Here is a 22,036-nt window from a genome sequence, read left to right as displayed (position 1 = left end):
AGTCTCTCCTAACCAAAAGATGGAGTCTTTCATGAAGTTATTACTAACTTTTGTGCCGGCAATGATGGTGTCGACCCTTTGCTTTGGCGTGTTCAAGCAGACGAAAACTGTAGGGCCTGCGGACCGCCCTGCTGAGCTAAAATTGCCCCGATTTTACAAGGAATCGAAGCAATATCCACTGGTTGTTCTACTGCATGGGCGAGGAAACAGTGCCAGCCTTACAGATTTATACCTCGGACTATCTCGCAACCAAGATCAACTTGGCTATGCTTTACTCTTGCCAAATGGCACAGACCGCCTAAGTGATGGCCAGAAGGTTTGGAATGCAACTGCTGAATGTTGTGCCGACAACCCTGATTCAGATATTAATGATTCTAGGTACTTAGTAGGCCTGATTGAGGAGGTGAAGGCAAGCTACAGCATTAACGCAGACCAAGTCTTTGTGATGGGGCACTCCAATGGTGGCTTTATGTCCTATCGTTTGGCCTGTGATACCAATGGTTTGATCAAAGGCATCGTGAGTGTTGCTGGGTCAACCTTCGCCTCCGCAGACCAGTGTCTAACGGAGACTCCGATCAACGTGCTTCAGATTCACGGTGTCGATGATTCAATTGTTCCATACGATGCTGAGGGCAAGGATTATCCGGCAGCTCCAGACACGGCGCAGCGTTGGGCTGATCGCAACCAGTGCCAGCAGGTTCAAGAAAATCTGCTAGCACAGAACTTACTCCTTTTAACGGCAGAGCCAGGAAGCGACGAAAACGGTAACATCAGTATTGATGGCAATCTTTTCGAGCTAAGCTTTAAGGCGGAAACTGATGAAGTGATCTATAGTCAATGTGCAGACGACACCAAAGTCGGTTTATGGAGCATTAATGGAGCAGATCACGCCCCAGTTTTTATCGGGCGCAATGTGATCCGCAAGGCCTTGGAGTTTGTTGGATACCAGAAATAATCTATGATTCCGACTCTAAAAAGATGAGCCGGGTCCTTGCAAGAATGCCAACTCCTCTTCTGTGCTCTCCCGCTCCAAAAGCTGGTTGCGGTGCGGAAAGCGACCAAAGCGCTCGATGATATCCCGGTGCTTGATTGCATAGCTAATTGCACTTTCGATCATGGGGCGGGTCGGCTCAGTGCTTCGATTTCGTAACTTTTCAAAACTTTCGATTCCTAGGTTTTGCACCTTAAGATCTTCAGCATGCATCGTCGGCATCAGCGTGAAATAACCGTACACAGTAGGGACTCTTAAATAGTCTTCCGATGCGATGCTCTCCAAACTGAGAGCTAAGGATTTTTTATCAAAATGCCAGGCCATGTGCGAGTTGCGATGAATATTCCTTGGAAACTGGTCCAACAGCACGATCAGTGCCGTGCGCCCTTCGGGGTTCAGCGTCCAGCGATCCAGGGCACCCATGAAGGCGATGTCTAGGTATGATCCAAACTTCTGCTGGATGAGCTTATCGAATTTCGCGTCCTTGGTGAACCAAGCCTTCGATTTCTCGGCAGCTACCTGGCCCTGATCCAAGGGGCCAAACCAAAAATCGAGAATGCTTTGGGCGAGTGGTTCCAAGCTCATGGGGCCTCCTGAAGTTTAAGTATAAAAAAAGCGAAGCGTAAACCGCTTCGCATTTCTAACATCATCCTGGAACAAAAATTACTTAATTTTTGCTTCCTTGAATAGGACGTGCTTCTTGACTTTTGGGTCATACTTCTTGAGTTGCAGCTTCTCACGAGCGCGCTTCTTAGAAGTTGTGTAGAAGTATCCTGTTCCTGCAGAGGAAACCAATCGGATGAGTTCTCTGTTATTCTTACCTTTTGCCATGCTAGCTCCCAACCATTATGAGTTCAGCTTATCTGCTGTATTGTATAAACGCGAGAAAGGCATATGAGCCCTGGAACGCAGCACATTATCAGCACCTAACGGTTGCTTTCAAGCTCTTTTTCTTAAATTCTCTAAAGCTTAAGCAGATTGGTTTTCCTTTATACCCCGGAGGTGGTACATTGATCATATACGTCACCGTTTTTATTTAATTTTGTTCGGAGATTGTGAAATTGTCGCTAATGGAACAAATCAAAGGCGATTTAAAGGACGCCATGAAAGCTAAGGACAAGTTTAAAACACAAGTACTAAGAATGGTCCTAAGCGAGTTTAACTACGCCAATACAGCACCAAACGCCGAGGGCGATGATCAGATGGCCCTCAAAGTTCTGAGCTCTTACCACAAGCGTTTAGTGAAGTCCCTCGATGACTATCCAGAGGGAGATCGCCGCAATGATATTCAAAAAGAGGTCGCGCTGGTCGCCCTCTATCTGCCAGCTAAAGTTGGGGCTAGAGAGGTTGAAGCGGCGATTGACAAGCTCTTTGCAGATACAGAAGAGCGGCAGTTCGGTGTTTTAATGAAGTCTCTCATGAAGCAATTTGGTCAGAAGGCTGATGGCAAGCTCATCAGCACAGCCCTTAAGAAGAGGCTCGGTGAATGAGGGAGACCCTTGAAGCGATTGCATTGCGGGCTGGCCAAGAGATTATGAGATTCTACCCCATCTCTGAAGAGCAAATTCAGGGCAAAGCCGATGGTTCACCGGTGACATCTGCTGATCTTGCAGCCCACCAAATCATTATTGAGCAACTAACAAAAATCTCGGACTTTCCTATTGTTAGCGAAGAGAGTTTTGATCCAGGTCTCTATCCCCCACAAGCATCTCGATTTTGGCTGGTCGATCCCCTAGATGGAACCAAAGACTTTATCCGTGGTACTGACCATTTTACGGTTAATATTGCCTTGATCGAAGAGGGAGTGGCTACGGTCGGGGTGGTCTATGCTCCCGTGAGTGATGACGTCTATAGTGCCTATCAGGGGGGGGCCTTTAAAAACGGGGCAAAAATTCATACAAGCCCTGTCAACCCAGAGATGATTGGAGCCATCAGTCATTTCCATAAGGGTGATGAGGTGGATGCCTTTTTTATTCGCAATCAGATTGAAGTGAAAGAGGCAATTGGCTCGTCTCTTAAGTTTTGCTTGTTGGCAGAAGGAGTGATTGACATCTATCCTAGGCTCAGTCCCACATCCGAATGGGATACTGCGGCAGGGCAAGCTGTAGCTGAAGCCGCTGGTTGCCAGGTGATCGATCTGGAAACGGGGAAGCCCTTGCGGTATGGGACTTTACCCATTTTAAACTCCAATTTTATCGCGGCGAAGCCAGGAATTACTTGGGTATAGATACCAGTTTGTACTAGCAGGCACATTTCGTCATAATAGAACTGAGGTTTTATTTGCTAAGGGATGACTCATGCTGCATCGTCCGTTCAAGATGGTTCTTGTCGATGACGAACCAGAAATCATCGACATTTTATCCGAATGTATCCAAGATATGTTTCCTGGGATCTTCGAGGTCAAGATATTTAGTGATCCTGTAAACGCACTTGAGTACATCAAAGAAGAGGCGGTGCTGATCGTCATCACAGATGTTCGGATGCCCCATATCAACGGTGACCATCTCAATCTTAAGATCAAGCAGTTGGGCAAGGGGGTACAAACGATCATCCTAACTGGCAATCAAAGCTATATGACAGCAATCACCTGTTTTCGCGATGGTGCCAATGGCTATATTTCAAAGCCTTTTGAAATGGTTGATATTCAAAAAACCATACAGAGCGTCCTTGAAACGATCTTGAGTTGGGAAAAAGTCTTTGAAAAAGTTACACATCAAGTTAAAGAGGCTTCCTAGCCTTGGACTGATATTTTGTCTTTCTTGTTCAGGCTCATCGTTCAATGTCACGGGTTATCTGGCCCTACCTTTCGAAGATAATGCTGTCGATCAGCGCTCCAAAGCCTATTCCCTTTATGACAAAGGAAAATACGAGGAAGCCTTAGAGTTTGCCTTAAGGTCTTTCGAGCTGGACTCCACCAGTGAGGAGTCTGCAGTTTTGCTGGCTTCCATTCATATGGGCTTGGCTGGGATCGATAGCTTTCAATTGGTGGAGAATTTGATCTCTCAGAATGAGGGGACTGCCCTTCAGGAGGATAGCAATGCAGCATCGAGTCTCGCTGGGCTTTCCGATCTCGTGGGGCTAAGTACTACCGAGTATACGAGCTTGACCTTAACGAACAATGAGAAGGATGGTGTTCAAGGAGCGCCAACCTCTGGAGTTTTTGCCGAGCTTCCCGTGCTGCTGCCTAAATCAGCGGTAGAAGCGCGCATTTCTGGAGGCGATACCATCTACAATATCGCCCAAGCGATTGAGGTTCTATGCCCCTTTGTTGGCGAAGATGTGAAAATTCTGGGTGAATCTGGCGACATTCGCCACACGGACGAAGCCTGTGCGCCTCAGGGAGAGCAACGCTTTCGATCGAAATCTCATTTCAACTGGGCTTTCGCCCATCTAGCCGAAGCCATTCTCTTCAACGGCGTGGTGCTCTATGCACCCACCAGCGAAACTCCCAACCTTCAGGCAAGGGGGGCTGTGCTCGATGATCCAGGGGTCACGGCCAATCTCACCGAGTACATCGCAGCCGTGAATGAGCTTGCAGCGGTGACTGATATCATCATGCCGACCGATCAAGAAGAATCCGCCAACTCGATGCTACTGGCTATGTTTAATGACCTAGAAGCTGCATCTCTCGGGTTCTCAAGTTTGGCGGGTCTCCCCGAATCTGTCTCAGGAGGAATCGTCAGCTCTTTGTCCGACTTACAAAGCCAAAGGGATAGTCTCAGTCCAGCAACTGACGAGAATGAAAGCTCCTCGGCCCTAAAAAACCAGCTCACTTCTGGTTTGGCTGGTGAGTTGCAGTCGCAGATCACCGCAAAAAGTGAGGCAGGTGAATTGGATAGCGAGAGCCAAGCAGAGCTTTGTACAGCCTATGACTCTATCTCAACAGAGCCATTTGATATTTGTGATAATTAAGCTAACATAGGGAAAATGAACCGACGAGGTGTCTCCCTATGTTGCGCTTTCTCATTCTATACCTTTTTTTATCAGCCTGTACGTCATCTGAAAAAATACTACCCATGAAGACGCTCAGACGCTCGATTTTTAAGATCCACGTAATTTCGAAAGAACCCCGTTTTAGCCAGCCTTGGCTCTATCAATCGAGTTCCCGTTCTTCAGGTAGCGGCTTCTATATTGGTGACGATCGGATTGTGACCAATGCTCACGTAGTTGCTCACGGCAAGTTCATCTCGGTGCAGCGGGATGGTGATGCGCAGCCAACCCCAGCTCGGGTGGAATTTATCGCCCATGACAGCGACCTAGCGATATTAAGAGTTAACGATAGGGCTGCCCTTGAGGGCAGTCGGCCCCTAAAGTTTGGAGAATTACCTGGCTTACAGGATAAGGTCGCTACAGTGGGATATCCTCGGGGTGGCGAGCAGATCTCTGTCACCGAAGGGGTCGTTTCCAGAATGAGTTACCGGCGCTATGCGCATCCAGGTTACGATCGCCATCTCTTGATCCAGGTTGATTCAGCGATCAATCCAGGCAATAGCGGGGGGCCTGTGTTCAAAGGTGATCGTGTGGTAGGAGTCGCTTTTCAGGCTCATACCAATGCCGAAAATACCGGCTATATCATTCCTACTCCAGTGGTAAAACGCTTTCTAAAAGACATTGAAGATGGTCGCTATGATGGTCATCCCGAGGATGTGATGGCAGAAATCGAAGGGGCGCTAGAGAACCACGGCACTAGAGCCTATCATGGTCTAGACGAGCCAAGGGGAATCAAGCTTGCTTTTTTAGCCCCCTATTCACCAATTTCCAAAGACCTTCAACAAGGGGATGTCATTCTTGAGATCAACGGCTATGAGATCGGTGTTGATGGGAAAATCAATTTTTTTGACGAGCGAGTTGACTTCCGGGTTGTTTATGATTTGGCGCAGCTCGGAGATACCATTACGTTTAAGGTACTTCGGAATGATAAGGAAATTTCTATTGCGGTGGTGGTGCAGGCTAATTCAGCTCACTACAATCCATCAAATACTTACACCTTAAGACCTCGTTACATTGTTTACGGTGGCTTGGTGTTTACAGCCTTGAGCCGCGATTACTTGAAGGCCTGGGGCGATCGATGGTACTTCAATGCTCCCTTAAAACTACGTTATCTCCATCGCTATTTCTACCTTGAAGAGCGCTTCAAATCAGCAAAGGAGATTATTGTCTTAGCGGATATCTTGCCCGATGAAGTCAATATTGATGCCAATGGGTTCAAGGAGGAAATCCTTGATAGGGTCGGTAATCGTCCTATTTCGTCTCTTGAGGAGCTGGATCAGGCATTACAAAAAGCTGATGGTGATGATCTTACCATCAAGTTCTGGAGAGAGGGTTTACCTCTGGTAGTCGAGCCAAAAAAGCTTCGTGATGCTCACGAGAAACTCATTCGACGCTATCGTGTGGAGCCCGACAGGTGGCTGGGAGATGAGCGTCAAGACGGTGCCGTTGCAGGAGGGGACCTACCATGAAATATTTAAGTCTTATCGTCGTTGCAATGATGTTGGCCGGGACCGCCCAAGGTATGACAAAGCACCTTGTGAAGGTTCGAGTCTTCAGCCAGCCTATCGATGAACAATCTCCCTGGTCTCAACTCCCGATCAAAGAATCGTCCCATGTGGGTGTGGTGGTGAAGCCACAAGAAATCATGGTGCCAGCCTATACCGTGCAGGCTGCTCGGTATCTAGAAGTGGAAACGTTCTTTTCCTCGAAACCCATAAAGGCTAGAGTCTACAGGGTGGATTCCAATGCCCAGCTCGCGATTTTAAAGATTGACCAGACTCTCGATAAGTTAGCGCCGATCCCTTTTGGTGATGACTTAGGCCTTAATGATCGTGTGCAGGTGCTTACAGTCAAACAAAAGCGCATCGTTCCCCTTCGCTCAACCTTTCGCGAGCTTAAGATTCGTAGCTCACTCCTAGCAAACTATAATCTGCCCCACATGGCCTTTGAAGTGAAGCAGCAGTCTGTGGGATGGTCAGAGCCTATCGTGCGCAAAAATAAGCTGGTGGGCTTATCTGTGCGCAAAGAAAAAAATCAGATTTTTGCACTGCCTATAAGCGTGATTAAGCGGTTTCTTGCTGCTGAGAGTGAGTCTACATCGTTCGGTCGCCTTGGGATTCGATTCAACCGACTGACGTCTACCTTGCTTCGCAAGAAAATCAAACTGGATCGGGAAGGGCAAGGGGTTTGGGTTTCGGAGGTCTCGGCATTGTCACCATTTTTTGGGCAAGTGAAGGAGTCCGATGTCTTGTTGAAGCTAGGGGGATATGCCATTAGTGATAAGGGTACGATCAGAGAAGCTCGCTGGGGGCGGATTCCACTTTCAGGAATCGTTTATCGCTTTCAAGTAGGGAAAAAGGTCCCCTTGGAGTTGTTGCGCGACGGTGAACTAATCAAAGTCAGTATGGAGATGAAGCCTTACGAGGGCTCGGAAGATCTCATTCCTTTCTATGGCAACTATGAACGCAAGTTCTTGATCTATGGCGGCCTGGTTTTTCAGGAGTTAACACGCAACTACTTGCAGTCTTGGGGCAAGAGCTGGATGCGTCGCGCGCCACTTCCCTTATTGAATCGTTACTTCTATGGCAATCAGCTGGAGCCAAACAATCTTGATCAGCGGATTATCATCCTGAGTAAAGTCTTAGTTGATGATTGGAATAAGGGGTACGAAGATCTTAAGAACCAGGAAATTATTAGTATCAATGACAAGAAGGTTGCAAACCTATCCTCTATCCGAGATGCTCTGGATAAACCTCTTACTAAAAACGACCAGCAGTTTACTAAAATCAACTTAGGGCCACGCCCCCAAGAGCTGGTATTGGTTCATAAAGATATTTCGGCCATACATGATCGTATTGCCAAAGTCTATGCTGTGCCGGTATCAGCATTTTGGAAATCTCAACAAGGAAGCTCCGATCAAGGTGCTGAGCCTGAGGCAAATTAGGGCTTAGCTCGCAGTATGGACGCTGCTAGCCTGATTCATGAGAATCCGCCAACGCATAGAAAGAGATAACACAGTTGAAGATTCTGAACCGTGCTTGTCATACATACGGCTGAAATAGGCTTGCATTTGATCCAAGACCTCTCTCTCTAAGATGATGTCTGTTTTGAGGTTCCCTTCAAGAAATATCTTGGCATCGATAAAAAAGCAGAAGACATCTGGCGAGGCTTCGGATTCTACTAGAAAGCGGGCGATACTGTTGCAGGTGGTGGTAATAGGCTCAATGTCTTGATCCGTCAGTTCTTGGGCGATGTTGAAGAAGGATTCTGTGATTTTATTGGTTACAATGGGTATCTTACGATGAGTTCTTAGAAGAGCCGCCTGGTTGATCCCTTCAAGGAGACTAATGATTTCTTCGTGCTTATAGTTCTTGGCAGGAGTTGTTGCAATTAATAGCCATGCTTCGTTGAAACGTTCGTGATTCGTATTGAGAAGTGTTTCACAAATCACGCTAGACTCTCGGATGCGCATCTTTTCTTGATGGGCAGCATGTATTTCCTGGCTAGGATAGCCAATGTTCTTAACGGTTTTAACGAACTCCTTGATCACTTTCTGACTCGTTTTTTCCGATTCTTCCGAGAGTGTTGCTTGGTGCTTTTCAAAGGCCTTCAGGACCAAGTCGAGGGCGAGATCCTTCTCTTTAAAACCACTCCATGGGTAGTTGTTTACCAGAGATATGATATCCAGAAGATTTTTGGTTCCCAAAGACTGCTGGATCTCCAGATCGATAATATTGATCATCCGGCGGCTTTCCAAGGACGGATCATAGTACCTAAGCTTCTTGCGAATCTCTTCTAGATTGTAATACTTTTGCATCCGTGGAATCAGCTGCTCGAATTTGATCAGGAAGATGACGGATTCGCCACTGTTATCGTATTCATCTTTTGCAAGATTGATGGGCCAAGCTTCAATGATGTTTGCCAGATAGGGAGCTTCGAGAATGATCCGCTCACGAGCTTTTTCTCCTACCCAGATAAAGTTGCCCATGAGATTGTGCTTTTCAAGCACTGAAAGCACCTTCTGGCGATCGCGAAGTCGGAGATTATCAACGTTAACTTCATAATCGGTGCGGTAGGCACTGGTGGTCATGTGCTGATCGATCCAGTCGAAATCCAAATGGAAGAACCACTGAATCTTGCCGAAGTTCTTCTCAATCGTTGCAACGGTAATTTTCTGTGCGAGGTCTGGATCGAGAATCGGTAGCAGGCGAACAAGATTCTTCAAACGGCTCTCAATCATGGGGATGCCGTCAATATATATAGCGGTAAACATAAGAAGAACATCGGTACAAGCGCGAATCGAGTTCTCTGGATCGATAGCTCCATAGATTTGGTTCGATACTACGCGATCGTCGATCATGCGGTCATTGAGAATGTCACGGACGATTGTATGGATCTGATTCTGGCGAATACGCACCATGTATGAGGGCAGAATACTCTTAGCATCTTCATTGGGATCATGGTCTACCATAAAGTTTGCCGTTCTCATACCGACAGTCGTCGACCAGTTTTTTCTGTCAGCATGGTAGCGGATCATAAATTTCTTAGCCTGCTCAGATACCAGGGATGTGAGGCTAAGACTTTGCAAACTCTTTTCATTTTCTTGGCGCAAGATGCTGATGGCGAGCAAGGTCAGGGGTAACCAGGCAAGATGAAGCTGAGACATCGGGTAGTGCGGATCAGCTTGAACAGAAAATACAGCAGAGTCGAATTCATAGAGCAAGACCATTACACTTGTTATGGCTGTGAAAAGGGAAATCCCTAAAATTGCGTAAAAAGTTAGAAGGAATTGCCGATTGTCATCGTTTGGTTTGAAGCGCTTTTCTAGCGATTGTTTAAAATCGTGGGGACTCATCCTCAAGCTGTGGACGAAGTAGGTGAGTGTACCGATGGCAAGTACGATCGAAAACATCATGGAGTGAATAATGATGCCGAGGGTCACCAGCGCTTCCTCGAAGCCTCCCATTTTGAGGTCCCCGGCTACGGATATGCCAATAGTCAAAGCAACGATGGTGTAGAGCATGCCGATCATCTGTGGCCAGCGACCAGATATTCTTGTTAGCGTGAACATCACCTGGGTGACATTAAATAAGATGGCACAGTTTAGCGCCAGGCTACAGGCATAAAACAGATTTGGATCGAATGCGTATTCATAGTTAAATAGCTCAAAGACAGCTAGGATTAAACTTAAAACGCAGATCAAAAAGGTATTGTCGATGATAAGGTTCTTATCCTGCATGGAGGTTGATGTTACCATCGTAAGAAATGTGCCACCTAGAAGGCCAGCCGAAAGAAAGCCAAATACGGTCACAGTCCACAGGGATACATTTTGAAACTGAGTTGGTGGAGTCTCTTGAGCTGTAACGAAGATAAATCCAGCGAATATCGTTAGGAGCACGCACAGCAGGACTGCCTTGATTCCGCTATTTCTGGATGATAGTTCCTCTCTCGCTGGTATCACGCAACTTTCCCCTTTAGGCAGTCATTGGTTTGTTTTGGGTTAGTGGGACGATGAACCGGAAGCAGCTTCCTTTGTCGACCACGCTTTCTACATCGATAGTGCCACCCATATCCTCAGCAATGCCATGGCAGATCGATAAGCCAAGCCCCGTACCCTGGCCTTCTTCCTTGGAGGTGTAGAATGGGTCAAAAATTCGATCTAATTCGTCTGGTGGGATTCCAAGGCCTGAATCGCGAATCTCGACAACACCTTGTTCAATTTGATCGATGACTTCTACCTGGGCGGTAATGGTGAGCATGCCGCCGTCGGGCATAGCGTGGAAGGCATTTTGAATTAAGTTCAGAAACACCTGGATGACCTTATTGCGATTGCCTAGGGCTAGAAGCTGCTCAACCTGGTAGTCTTCCGTAATTTGAATATCAGGGGATGTGTCACCTACAGTGCCGAACTTTAGAGCTGACTTCACGCAGGGAATAAGATCTATTGGTGTGAGGGTATCTTCATGGCTTCCAGGTTGTTGGCGCGCGAAATCTAGCAAGTTTTCGACAATAGATTTACAGCGTTGGGCTGCTGACTCGATCTCGACAGCATATTCCTTCAGAGGGCTATCTTTATCGATCTCGCGACTTAGTAGTTGGGAGAATACCAGAATGCCACCTAAGGGATTATTGATTTCATGGGCGATCCCCCCTGCTAAGAGGCCGATGGAGGCGAGTTTTTCACTTTGTAGAAGCTGCTTTTGGAGCTGCTTGGCTAAGGTTCGATCACGGTAAATTTGAAGGGCGCCTTCCAGTTGGCCCTGTGAGTCGAACAAGGGCTGTGATAGAACTTCGTGAAACTTCCCTGGGCAAACTCCGTCCAGCTCGAAAGTCTGGGCTTCTTTGCCATTCATCGTTTCTTGGACACGGCAGCCTTTGCAAGGAGAGTCTCGATTGGCGAATACCTCGTAGCATTTTTTACCTATTACAGTGCGAATCTCCATTCCGGAATGATCCGACATCGCCTTATTTGCTTGTTTGACTTCGTAGTCGCTGGTGACGATGATCATCGGGTCGATCATGGCGTCAACAGTGGCCATCCAGCGATGTTTCAGCTGTTCCACAAACTCGATGGTTTCTTCTAGTGTTTTAAATTGCTTAACCATGCCCCTGGTCCTGTCGCCATAAGATAAGTCTCGTCGATCTTCTATCGGAGTTTCCTAGGGAAATATTAGGCAGTGGCGTGGTAGGGAAGAGTAACCATGGATGAGGCCAAGCCTCTGCCCTAATGGGCAAAGGCAAGATCTCCGATTTCAGCTTCGGTCACTTCTTTGAGTCGTTCGAATAGCTCGTCCTGCACCGAGTTGTTGTCGTCGGGGTGTTTCCAGACAAGGGCGTGCATCAGAACATTATCCACATTTTCAACGGGAACAATGGTTACTTCTTTTAAAATGTTCTTGGGTACATCTTCCAAATCTTTTTGGTTGTCGATTGGGATGATGACCTTCTTAATGCCACCGCGATGGGCAGCCAGCAATTTTTCCTTGAGACCTCCAATAGGCAGCACCCGGCCACGGAGAGTGATTTCCCCAGTCATCGCCACATCTTTGCTCACCGGACGCATGGTTAAGGCGCTGGTTAACGCTGTAGCCATAGTAATCCCAGCAGAGGGCCCGTCTTTGGGAATTGCTCCCTCTGGAACATGAATATGGATGTCTACTTTCGTATAGAAGTCCTCTTCGATATCCAAGAAGGCAGCTCGTGAGCGTACATAGCTAAGTGCAGCCTGGGCTGACTCCTGCATGACCTCTCCTAACTTACCCGTGATTGTGAGTTTGCCCTTGCCAGGAATGATAGCAACTTCGGATACGAGGAGGTCGCCCCCGACCTGGGTCCAGGCCATACCCGTGCAGAGCCCCACTTCATGCTCAGAGTTTTGGAGTCCGATGCGAAACTTCCTAGGGCCAAGGTACTTGGCAATCGACTTATCGGTGATCTTTTCTTTGATGATATTGTCTTCTAAGATAAGCTTTTCTTTTGTGGGTGTATCATCACCACTCTCGGCCTTGCGATCCTCTTCAATTTTCCTAAGATGCTTGCGTGCCACCTTACGAAGGACTGCAGCGACCTCTCGCTCCAAACTCCGAACCCCAGATTCCCTGGTGTAGTAGCGAATCAGTTCGCGGACCGCTTTGGGTTGGAACTGAACATCCTGCTTCGTTAATCCGTTATCTTTGATCTGCTTAGGTACCAAATACTGATTGGCGATAGAAAGCTTCTCCTCTTCCGTATAGCCAGCTAGCGAGATTACCTCCATACGGTCAAGCAAAGGGCCTGGGATGGTATGCAGGGAGTTGGCAGTGGCTAGGAACAGCACCTTGGACAGGTCGTAGTCTAGATCCAGGTAGTGATCCATGAATGTGGCATTTTGTTCTGGGTCCAGGACTTCGAGTAGCGCCGCACTAGGGTCGCCCCGAAAGTCTTGAGAGAGCTTATCGATCTCATCAAGCAGGATGAGTGGGTTCGATTTTCCGGCCTTTTTGAGGGCTAGGATGACCTTGCCCGGCATGGAGCCAATATAGGTTCGACGATGACCACGGATCTCGGCCTCATCACGAACTCCCCCCAGGGATACACGGACAAACTCACGACCAGTAGCACTGGCGATACTTCGTGCAAGAGAGGTTTTACCAACACCCGGAGGGCCTACTAGGCAAAGGATGGGTCCTTTCATGTGTTCGACCAGGGTTCGAACCGAAAGATACTCTAAGATCCGGTCTTTGACTTTATAGAGCCCGAAGTGGTCTTTGTTCAGAACGTCTTCAGCGAAAACCGTATCGCGAATTTCTTCTGATAACTCATCCCATGGTAGGGATAGGGCGGTGTCGATATAGTTACGGACAACAGTCGCTTCTGCCGACATGGGCGACATTTGCTTGAGCTTTTTGCACTCTTTTTGAAGACGTTCCTTTACTTCCTTAGGCATCTTCTTCTTTTTGATTTGTGTTTCGAGTTCAGAGACTTCGTTGCGGCCATCATCTCGGTCGCCTAGCTCTTTTTGGATGGCTTGCATCTGCTCATTGAGATAGTATTCTTTTTGAGTTTTCTCCATCTGCCGCTTGACGCGGGCGCGGATTTTTTTCTCCACTCTCATGATCTCAATTTCGGATTGGATGTAGCCATAGAGCTCTTCTAGGCGCTTGGCTGGATCAACCTCTTCCAGAAGACGCTGCTTATCTTGAAGCTTTAGGTTATTGAGATGAGCAACTAGGGTGTCGGCGAGTTTTGATTCGTCATCCATAGAAGCAATAGATAGCAACATTTCAGGAGGGATGCGCTTATTTAGCCGAACATAATTATCGAAAGACATCTTAACTGTTCTGAGGAGAGCTTCGTTTTCTACACCATCCGAAGGTACTTCCACCAGCTCTTCCGCCTCTACAAAGAAGAATTCTTCAGTCTGAACGTATTCTTTGATCTTGGCGCGACGCTGACCCTCAACTAACACCTTTACAGTACCATCAGGAAGCCTGAGTAGCTGTAGGATCGTCGAAACAGTGCCAACCTTATAAATGTCATCTGGAGTTGGTTCGTTTGTTTTAGCCTTGATTTGAGCTGCTAAGAGTATCTCCTTGTTGGACGCCATGGCTTGCTCAAGCGCCTGGATTGATTTTTCACGACCAACAAAAAGCGGAACAACCGTTGAAGGAAAGACAAGAATATCCCGAAGCGGCAACAGGGGAATCCGAATCACTGGGGAATCCGAAACGGGGGTATTTGAATCGCCCGGCATAGGGTCAAGCCTCCTCAAGTATAGTCCATCCAATTCAGCGGGGGCTGATAGAACCGACCAGATGAATATGTTTTTGATCTATATAATAGTTTAACTTAAGAATTTTAGGGAAGACAGTCCTTTTAGCGAGATTTGTTAAATCAAAAAAAAGGACCTCCCGCTGGAAGTCCCTCTTTTTCTTCGAATTATCGAAATGATCTAGCGAAACCTTAGCTCTTTGAGCCAGTGCCAAAGTCCTTCTTATCATTTTCTTCGGCAGCTTTTTCCGCCTCAATTTCCTCAGGAGTTTTGTAGACAAGGATCGGTTGTGAGCCATTTACAATAAGCTCTTCTGTAATCACGACCTCTTTTACACTGTCTTCTGAAGGAATCTCATACATAATTTCTAGCATGGACTCCTCAAGAATAGCTCTCAGACCACGAGCACCAGTCTTCCGCGCAATGGCTTCTTTGACAACTGCCCTAAGCGCTCCGTCAGTGAACTTCAGGGTGACGCTTTCAAACTCAAAAAGTTTTTGGAACTGTTTGACGATAGCATTTTTCGGTTTGGTAAGAATTTCAATTAGGGCGTCTTCTGTGAGTTGCTCCAGAGAACAAATGACTGGAAGACGACCGATGAATTCTGGAATAAGGCCAAACTTAGCAAGGTCTGTAGTGGTTACTTTTGAGAGTAAGCCCGAGACATCTCTCTGAGATTTCGATGTGATTTCCGCTCCGAAACCCAAGGTCGATGTTTCCATTCGTTGGGCGATGATGTCTTCAAGGCCAGCAAACGCGCCACCGCAAATGAAAAGAACATTTGTCGTGTCGACTTGCAGGAATTCTTGCTGCGGATGCTTTCGCCCGCCCCTAGGAGGCACGTTGGCGATGGTACCTTCGATAATTTTTAGAAGGGCCTGCTGAACACCTTCTCCAGATACATCTCTTGTGATCGAAGGATTATCACCTTTACGGGCAATTTTATCGATTTCGTCGATGTAGCCGATGCCGCGCTGCGCTAACTCAACATCATAGTCTGCGTTTTGAAGTAGGTTCAGTATGATATTTTCAACATCTTCACCCACATAGCCAGCTTCCGTAAGGTTTGTGGCATCAGAGATGGTGAAAGGTACGTTTAGGATTCGAGCCAAAGTCTGTGCCAGTAGGGTTTTACCGCTACCAGTCGGACCGATCAGCAAGATATTGGACTTACTAAGCTCGATTTCATCGTTGCTTTGCTTAGCATCAATCCGCTTGTAATGGTTGTGAACAGCAACGGCAAGAGTCTTCTTAGCTCGTTCCTGGCCGATGATGTATTCGTCCAGAATCCGTTTGATATCTTTCGGATTCGGAACTTTACTGGAGGTATTAAGAAGTTCTTCCTTCTCCACCTCCTCGGCGATAATATCATTACAAAGCTGTATACATTCATCGCATATGTATACATTGGGTCCGGCGATGAGCTTCTTCACTTCTTTTTGAGATTTGCCGCAGAAGCTGCAGTGAAGTCCACTGTCTTTGCTGGCCATAAGTTAATTCTCCCATTCAGCTTATCTCTAACGCGAGATCTATTGGTATCTCTCTATTTTTCGGTCTTCTGAGCAGGAGCGATGATGTCATCCACAATGCCATATTCTTTGGCTTGTTCTGCAGACATGAACAAATCCCGGTCGATATCCCGAATAATCGTGTCAGCATCCTTACCGGTGTGATGGCTCAAAATTCCTGCCATTTTTTGCTTCAGGTTAATAATCTCTTGCGCCTGAATATCGATATCGGTTGCTTGGCCACCAGCACCCCCTAACGGCTGATGAATCATAATTCTTGAGTTCGGCAATGCATGACGCTTCTTGGGAGCCCCTGCGGCTAGGAGCCAAGCGCCCATACTTGCACATTGCCCGATGCAGTAAGTACGTACATCCGGGCGGATAAGTTGCATACAATCGTATATAGCGAGGCCTGCCGTTACAGAGCCGCCTGGGGAATTGATGTAGAAATTAATGTCTTTTTCTGGATCTACGCTTTCCAGATATAACAACTGAGCAACGATAACGTTGGCGATCTCATCCATGACAGGTGAGCCTAGCATAACGATTCGTTCATTCAACAAGCGCGAGTAGATGTCCCATGAACGCTCTCCTCGGTTTGTTTGCTCGACAACAACTGGTACTAGAGCCATTGCGACGTCCTTTTTACAACTCTCATGTTGACAATCATGCCGACAATAATTCTAAATATTTGCCAGCACATACGAGACTTAAGCTTAAGTCACATCCTGTCGAATGACAAGATCCTTCCTTGTGACGTTTTTCGACCTAGGACGAAACTTCTTTAAAAAAAAATCCCGGCTCTCATAGATTAGATGAGAACAGGGATTTTTACTAACCAAAATTTGTGGCTAGTAGAGAAATTTTTTCTAAGGGTTACTTCGCCTTATTTTCAGTCACGCTAGCATTTTCAAGCACAAGGTCAATAGCCTTCTTAAAAAGTAAGCTCTCGCGGGCTTGGTTGCCCATGGATTTCTTGATGCTTTCGATCAGGTTGTCATCAGGTTGCTCAGCAGCACCTGGTGAGCTTACCAACTCACGAACATGCTGGTCGAGATCTTCGTCGCTCACTTCGATGCTTTCCGCCTTGATAATCTCAGAAAGAATCAGAGTGTTCTTAGTGCGTTGTTTGGCCGGCTCACGAAGTTCCTTACGCTTTTCAGGGTCATTTTTCGCAGCCGTTTTCGCTTCTTCCGAAGGAAATTGCATTTCCTCAAACATGCTGTCGATCACTTGATCAACCATGCTTGGTGGTACGTCAAAGTCGTTTTTCTCTGAAAGCTGCTCCAGGATGCTGCCCTCAAGCTGATTGCGCTTGCCTTGCTCAGCTTGCTTTTGCAGACTATCGCTGATGTTCTTTTTAAGGGTCTCGAAATCTTCGAGACCAAGGTCTTTCGCAAGATCATCGTTAAGCTCAGGGATAATCATCTCTTGAATAGCTTCGACTGTTGTTGTGCATGAAACCGTTTTACCTACCAAAGACTCGTCTTGGAAGGATTCTGGAATCTTCACATCGAAAGTTTTGCCTTCGCCGACTTTTAAGCCCACAACTTGAGTTTCGATTTCCTCAAGTAAGTTGTTTTTTCCTAGTTCCACGGGAACTTTCTCAAAAGAGAACGGAGGGAAGTCGTTGCCGTCAAGAGTTGCAGTCTGGCTCAGAGTGACCAAGTGCCCGTCGGCAGCGGCAACATCGTCGCCTTCGACTTCTTTGGTTTTGCCCTGACGTCTTTGAAGAACTTCAAGTTCCTGGTTCAATGCTGATTCGCCGACTTCGATGGCGTCATAGCTGAGTTCGAGGCCCTTGTAGCCTTCGATTTCAATTGCCGGAAGAATGTCAACCAGCGCTGAGAACGAGTATGGCTTATCTTCAGCTGGAAGCTCCATAGTCTCTAGCACAGGGGCTGCGATGGGCTGGATACTTTGATCTTGGATCGCCGAGAAAAGATGGCTTTTGACCAGTTGATCGGCAACATCCATAGCGACGGAGTTACCGTAGAATTTCTTGATGACGCCTAGGGGAGCCTTACCAGGGCGAAAGCCTTTGATACGTGCTTTCTGCTTCAATCTTTTATATACGCTATCGAATGCGTTCTTTACGTCTTCTTGGGATAGTTCTACTTTGATGCGTTTTTGAACGCTGTTCACTTCTTCTACTAATGCTTTCATGAATACTCCCAAACCGATAAACGAGGACGCAAAGGTCCCTTAGAAAAGTCCGCAAATTATAAAAGCTTTGGTAGTTTTGTCAATCAGAGACGGCATCTTACCCAAAATTTATCCATCCCACCCTAAGTCTTTGAAATAACGGTTACGAAGTCTTGTCAAAGCTAGACCTGTCGTATATTTGCTCTAAAGATCCGAATCTCTTCGGGTGACTAGGTAAAATAAGCATAGCTATAGGACGCTATGGCATATTGGAGTATAATAGGTTTGTAGTCAGCAATCGTCTTGTCGTCATTACACACTTGTTCCATCGAATACTTGTATGCCGTGGCCGGTGAACTGGCGAGGGCGAAGCATCCTCAGAGTGTCACAGGGGACACGGGGCACTAGGTAATGATGACTCATTTCGAACCAATCTTTTGTTAAGAGGGAGCCATGCTCATAGAAGTAGACAAGGAATTGGAAGATGTTTTTCCGGTTTATATTCGCAACCGGCAGGAGGACCTGATGAATCTAGAGATTTCGCTTGAGCGGAAGGATTTCGACGTTCTCAAGCAAATCGGCCACAAGGTAGCTGGTAATGCTGCTGGCTATGGTTTACAGGATCTCGGTAAGTTTGCTAAGGATCTGGAATCCTCTGCCGCAGATAAGAAGCTCGATGAATGTCAGAAATTAGTTGTTCAGATGAAGGACTATATCAAAGGGCTTGAATTAAAGTTTGTTTAGCCCCACCGATTAGCGAGGGCTTGCGATTCAAGCCCGCCGTCCTCCACCAAAACACCGGTTCTAACTTTGCTCGAAACAATGTCTGGTTTACTCCCATGACTGGGCAGCATATTCCGGCCCAATTTTCGTTAGAAGTCCGAAGTAGCGAAGGACAGATGTCTCGTCTGCGGACCAGATGTCTATTTCTGGATTACTCATGGAAAGTCGGACATCTGTGAAGGTACTTAAGTTCCGAAAATTAACCTACCTTGTCACCAGTCCCTTCGTGATTGTTGGCTTCCTCTCATTCTTGCTAATTGCATCGATTGCCCTATCTTCGTTAAGGCTGGTGATTGAGCAGATGGCCCGTGATGTCACCACTGTGGCGGCTGCTAAAAATAGCCAACGGATTGAAGCCTTCCAAAGCCAAGCCAGTCAAGTGTTAAAGATCCTAGAAAGCAATGGACCGAAAAGCCTTTCTAAAGCTAGTCAAGATAACTTGCTCGGCTATCTGCATGGTCTGCTGAAATCTCATGGTGAACTTCAAGGAATCTACTTATACGCCAACGGCAATCAGCTATGGGCTAGCATTCGTCAGATTGGGGACGCTGAATTAAGCGAACTTTATCCACACCCTCAAGGCCTCGGCATGGGGGTAGGGGATCGGGAGTCTGTTCTGCTTTTAGAGACGGGTAGCTTGAGCGAGTTTCGTGATCATCCTGAAGTTTACCAGGTTTCCAAGCTACCTTGGCGAAGTTACCCCAGCCAGCTCAAGAGTCGAACGATTTCAGTCGCCGGCAAGAGCGTGGTGGTCAGTGTTGAGACATCCTGGGCCTGGGTTGCTGACATCCTATGGACTGAAGCAGCCGAATCAGGTCTCGACTCGTTTCTTGTCGATTCTGAAGGCAAGGTCTTGGTCTCTTCAATGTATCGTCAGGGTCTTTACACACCGTCGGAACCCAAGGCTCTCATTTCAGGGTATAGCTTTCCTGACTGCCGGATTCGTTGTGTGATGCAGGAGTTTAATGATCAGTTTGGATTATTGAGCCAAGTATCGAAGCCATTAAGTCATACAGTGATAGGAGAGAATGGCCCTCTTTTTGCGAACCTTACGCCGATTGCTACTGCTGGGTCGCAGGAGCCTTACTACTTGTTTTCGGTGCTCCGTGAAGAAGCCTATTTAGAGCATGTATGGAGTGCTTTGAGCCAGGCCATGATGGGTTCTACTGTGGTGATCCTTGTGATGTTTGCCACGGGCCTGATGGTTTCTTATTGGATATCCCGACCGATCAAGAAGCTCAACGAATCGGCTCAACGAATCGGCAAGGGTGATTGGGAGCATGATATAGCAATCGATCGTGACGACGAGATCGGCGATCTGGGGCGTTCCCTGAACCAGATGGCTTTCCGGCTGCGTGAGCTGGTAAAGGATTTGGAAGGTCTCGTTGAAGAGCGCACTTCGGATCTCAAGAACGTCATCGAAAAGTATGCTCAGGCTAATAAGGAACTGGAGCGAACCAACGCCACAAAAGATCGCTTCTTTTCGATTATCGCTCACGACTTAAAAAGTCCATTCATGGCTCTCAAAGGCTATTCCGGGATAATTGAAGACAGCTTCGACTCCCTAGGCCAAGACCAGCTCAGGGAAATGGTGAACAAAATCTCGGTTTCCTCGGAAGAGGCACACGGTCTACTGGAAAACCTTCTACAGTGGGCAATCATTCAGAGTGGGGGTATTCGAGTCAAGTGGGAGGCGTTCGACCTGCGGGAAGTGGTGTTGGAAGTCTTCGATCTAATGAAAGTCAACGCCAAGGTCAAAAGCGTGAAGCTTGTCTCAAACATTAAAGAGCCGGTTTGGGTCGAGGCTGATCGCAATATGATCTCGACGGTTTTACGCAATATCGTATCCAACTCTATCAAGTTCACCACTTCGGATCATGGCCGAGTCGAAATCGAGCTCCTATCCCGCGACAAAAACGTTGAGGTACTAGTGCGAGACAATGGCATTGGTATCAAAGAAGAAAATATTAGAAAGCTCTTCGATCGGGAGATCTACTTTACCGAAAAAGGAACCAGTAACGAGCGGGGAACTGGCTTGGGACTGGGCTTGTGCAAAGAGTTTGTGATGATGAATCGAGGTAACATTTCGGTAGAAAGTCAGGTCGGTCAGGGTACAAGCTTTCGCATACAACTCCTCGCTGCTAAGAAGGGGCTTCAAAAAGACGCTATAGCGAAGGATGATCAACCGATATCAGTTTTGTGCGTAGATGACTCCGAAGATAATCATAATCTAATCAAGATATTTTTGAAAAATCAAAATTGGGAACTTAGCTTTGCGTCCGATGGACGTGAGGCTCTAAAAATCCTTCAGGACAAGGTGTTCGATGTTATTTTGATGGATTTAAACATGCCGGTCATGGGCGGGATTGAAACGACCATCAATCTACGGACCATCGAGCGAGAACAAGAACGCCCGAGAGCACATGTGATTGCCTTCACCTCGTCAGTTCTCCAGGATGATATTGATAATGCCATACAAGCTGGCTGTGACTCCTACCTTGTCAAACCCATCAAGAAGCAAAAACTTATCAATGCGATTTCTCGCTTTGTGAGCCGGTAATTGATTTTTGCGTATGCTCTGCTATCGTAGCTTCTATTAAATAGCAGATAGTAAGGAAATACCATGAATACCTACTTGCCCGCGTCTCAGAAGCCACTCAACTTGGAAAAGCTGAGTTTCCTGACGAAACTTAAAATAGTGCTGACAGCTCTTGGGCTTAGCGTGGCACTGAGACTCTTGCACTGGACTCTTCGCTATCAATATTTCAGAATGGATCATAGGCAAAGTGCCGAACAAGCTCACTCATCGGGATCATACGCTCCAGCCCTTTGGCATCAAAATGCTGTTGCAAGTCTCATCGCCCATCAAAATCTTGACTTTAAGGCGATGGTAAGCTCTGATCTCCCAGGTGAAATCATTGTAAAGGTTTTGTCGTTTTTTGGTTATGATTCTATTCGTGGTGAACCTGCTCGTGGTGGACGGGTTGCTCTGCGAGAGATTTATGCGAAGATTCCTAGTGGAATCAAAGTAGCGATGACGGTAGATGGTCCAGAGGGACCCCGTCATGAGGTAAAGGCTGGCGTTGTGGCTATAGCAAGTACCAAAGCGATTCCCATTTTACCTGTTGCAGCGGTGGCCGATCGCTATTGGGAACTAAAAACTTGGGATCGCTTGCGCATTCCCAAGCCTTTCGCGAAGGTTCGGGTGATGTATGGGCAGCCAATTGTCATCAAAGAGAACTGTGAGGCCAGTGAGTTTGAACAGACCAAGATCCAGGTATCCCAAGCTCTTCATAGAATTGAGCGGCAGATGGCACGGTTTCGTATCTACTAGATTCAGGGAAAAAAGTTGGGTGGAGGCAGGGCTAT

18 protein-coding genes are annotated in these 22,036 nt (G+C 47.0%); 10 read left to right on the top strand and 8 right to left on the bottom strand.

The genetic code is table 11. The features are described from left to right. The first annotated feature begins 31 nt into the window (after window positions 1-31). On the top strand, window positions 32-955 hold the full coding sequence (locus B9N89_RS15830; protein ID WP_159455411.1) for a CE1 family esterase: 924 nt from the start codon (window positions 32-34) through the stop codon (window positions 953-955). Between the two features lie 15 nt (window positions 956-970). On the opposite strand, the gene B9N89_RS15825 is transcribed toward B9N89_RS15830, so the two are convergent. Both B9N89_RS15825 and rpmG read right to left on the bottom strand, forming a co-directional pair. Beyond that, the gene (locus B9N89_RS15825; RefSeq protein WP_132319989.1) at window positions 971-1,576 is read right to left on the bottom strand and encodes a DUF924 family protein; all 606 of its coding nucleotides are present in this window, start codon (window positions 1,574-1,576) and stop codon (window positions 971-973) included. 78 nt (window positions 1,577-1,654) lie between these two features. Continuing rightward, complete coding sequence (gene rpmG, locus B9N89_RS15820; protein WP_132319991.1) at window positions 1,655-1,822, bottom strand: 50S ribosomal protein L33; 168 nt, start codon at window positions 1,820-1,822, stop codon at window positions 1,655-1,657. A 239-nt stretch (window positions 1,823-2,061) separates the two neighbouring features. On the opposite strand from rpmG, the gene B9N89_RS15815 reads away from it, so the two are divergent. From B9N89_RS15815 to B9N89_RS15790, 6 genes are all read left to right on the top strand, one after another. Continuing rightward, complete coding sequence (locus tag B9N89_RS15815; RefSeq protein WP_132319993.1) at window positions 2,062-2,481, top strand: GatB/YqeY domain-containing protein; 420 nt, start codon at window positions 2,062-2,064, stop codon at window positions 2,479-2,481. Then, complete coding sequence (cysQ, locus tag B9N89_RS15810; protein ID WP_132319995.1) at window positions 2,478-3,218, top strand: 3'(2'),5'-bisphosphate nucleotidase CysQ; 741 nt, start codon at window positions 2,478-2,480, stop codon at window positions 3,216-3,218. Before B9N89_RS15815 ends, cysQ begins: the two co-directional genes overlap by 4 nt. A gap of 70 nt (window positions 3,219-3,288) precedes the next feature. After that, the gene (locus tag B9N89_RS15805; RefSeq protein ID WP_132319997.1) at window positions 3,289-3,726 is read left to right on the top strand and encodes a response regulator; all 438 of its coding nucleotides are present in this window, start codon (window positions 3,289-3,291) and stop codon (window positions 3,724-3,726) included. Further along, window positions 3,689-4,903: a hypothetical protein gene (locus B9N89_RS15800; protein WP_132319999.1), complete on the top strand. Its 1,215-nt coding sequence runs from the start codon at window positions 3,689-3,691 to the stop codon at window positions 4,901-4,903. Before B9N89_RS15805 ends, B9N89_RS15800 begins: the two co-directional genes overlap by 38 nt. Window positions 4,904-4,941: 38 nt before the next feature. Next, a complete protein-coding gene (locus B9N89_RS15795; protein WP_132320002.1) occupies window positions 4,942-6,450 on the top strand; it encodes a S1C family serine protease in 1,509 nt (502 codons plus the stop codon). Then, complete coding sequence (locus B9N89_RS15790) at window positions 6,447-7,925, top strand: PDZ domain-containing protein (RefSeq protein WP_132320004.1); 1,479 nt, start codon at window positions 6,447-6,449, stop codon at window positions 7,923-7,925. The genes B9N89_RS15795 and B9N89_RS15790 overlap by 4 nt, the downstream gene beginning before the upstream one ends. A 3-nt stretch (window positions 7,926-7,928) precedes the next feature. Here the strand turns inward: B9N89_RS15790 and B9N89_RS15785 are convergent, their stop codons facing one another. The 6 genes from B9N89_RS15785 to tig form a co-directional block, all read right to left on the bottom strand. Then, on the bottom strand, window positions 7,929-10,442 hold the full coding sequence (locus B9N89_RS15785; RefSeq protein ID WP_132320006.1) for a hypothetical protein: 2,514 nt from the start codon (window positions 10,440-10,442) through the stop codon (window positions 7,929-7,931). A 13-nt stretch (window positions 10,443-10,455) separates the two neighbouring features. Next, on the bottom strand, window positions 10,456-11,586 hold the full coding sequence (locus tag B9N89_RS15780; RefSeq protein ID WP_132320008.1) for a two-component system sensor histidine kinase NtrB: 1,131 nt from the start codon (window positions 11,584-11,586) through the stop codon (window positions 10,456-10,458). Between the two features lie 119 nt (window positions 11,587-11,705). Continuing rightward, window positions 11,706-14,213, bottom strand: coding sequence for an endopeptidase La (lon, locus tag B9N89_RS15775; RefSeq protein WP_132320011.1), 2,508 nt, complete (start codon window positions 14,211-14,213; stop codon window positions 11,706-11,708). A 209-nt stretch (window positions 14,214-14,422) separates the two neighbouring features. Beyond that, window positions 14,423-15,721 (bottom strand): ATP-dependent Clp protease ATP-binding subunit ClpX, encoded by a 1,299-nt coding sequence (gene clpX, locus B9N89_RS15770; RefSeq protein ID WP_132320013.1) that lies wholly within the window; start codon window positions 15,719-15,721, stop codon window positions 14,423-14,425. Window positions 15,722-15,774: 53 nt separating this feature from the next. Beyond that, window positions 15,775-16,371, bottom strand: a complete 597-nt coding sequence (clpP, locus tag B9N89_RS15765; RefSeq protein WP_132320015.1) for an ATP-dependent Clp endopeptidase proteolytic subunit ClpP — start codon at window positions 16,369-16,371, stop codon at window positions 15,775-15,777. A 244-nt stretch (window positions 16,372-16,615) separates the two neighbouring features. Next, window positions 16,616-17,905: a trigger factor gene (tig, locus tag B9N89_RS15760; protein WP_132320017.1), complete on the bottom strand. Its 1,290-nt coding sequence runs from the start codon at window positions 17,903-17,905 to the stop codon at window positions 16,616-16,618. 432 nt (window positions 17,906-18,337) lie between these two features. Here tig and B9N89_RS15755 point away from each other — a divergent pair, with 432 nt between their 5' ends. From B9N89_RS15755 to B9N89_RS15745, 3 genes are all read left to right on the top strand, one after another. Next, complete coding sequence (locus B9N89_RS15755) at window positions 18,338-18,628, top strand: Hpt domain-containing protein (protein ID WP_132320019.1); 291 nt, start codon at window positions 18,338-18,340, stop codon at window positions 18,626-18,628. A 196-nt stretch (window positions 18,629-18,824) separates the two neighbouring features. After that, on the top strand, window positions 18,825-21,227 hold the full coding sequence (locus B9N89_RS15750) for a hybrid sensor histidine kinase/response regulator (RefSeq protein WP_159455410.1): 2,403 nt from the start codon (window positions 18,825-18,827) through the stop codon (window positions 21,225-21,227). Between the two features lie 63 nt (window positions 21,228-21,290). Further along, entirely contained in the window at window positions 21,291-22,001 is a 711-nt protein-coding gene (locus B9N89_RS15745; protein WP_132320023.1) for a lysophospholipid acyltransferase family protein, read from the top strand. Window positions 22,002-22,036 lie beyond the last annotated feature (35 nt).

This window comes from Pseudobacteriovorax antillogorgiicola (assembly GCF_900177345.1).
GTDB lineage: Bacteria > Bdellovibrionota_B > Oligoflexia > Oligoflexales > Oligoflexaceae > Pseudobacteriovorax > Pseudobacteriovorax antillogorgiicola.
Note: the sequence above shows the minus strand (reverse complement) of the source record. Positions and strands in the feature narration are given on the sequence as shown.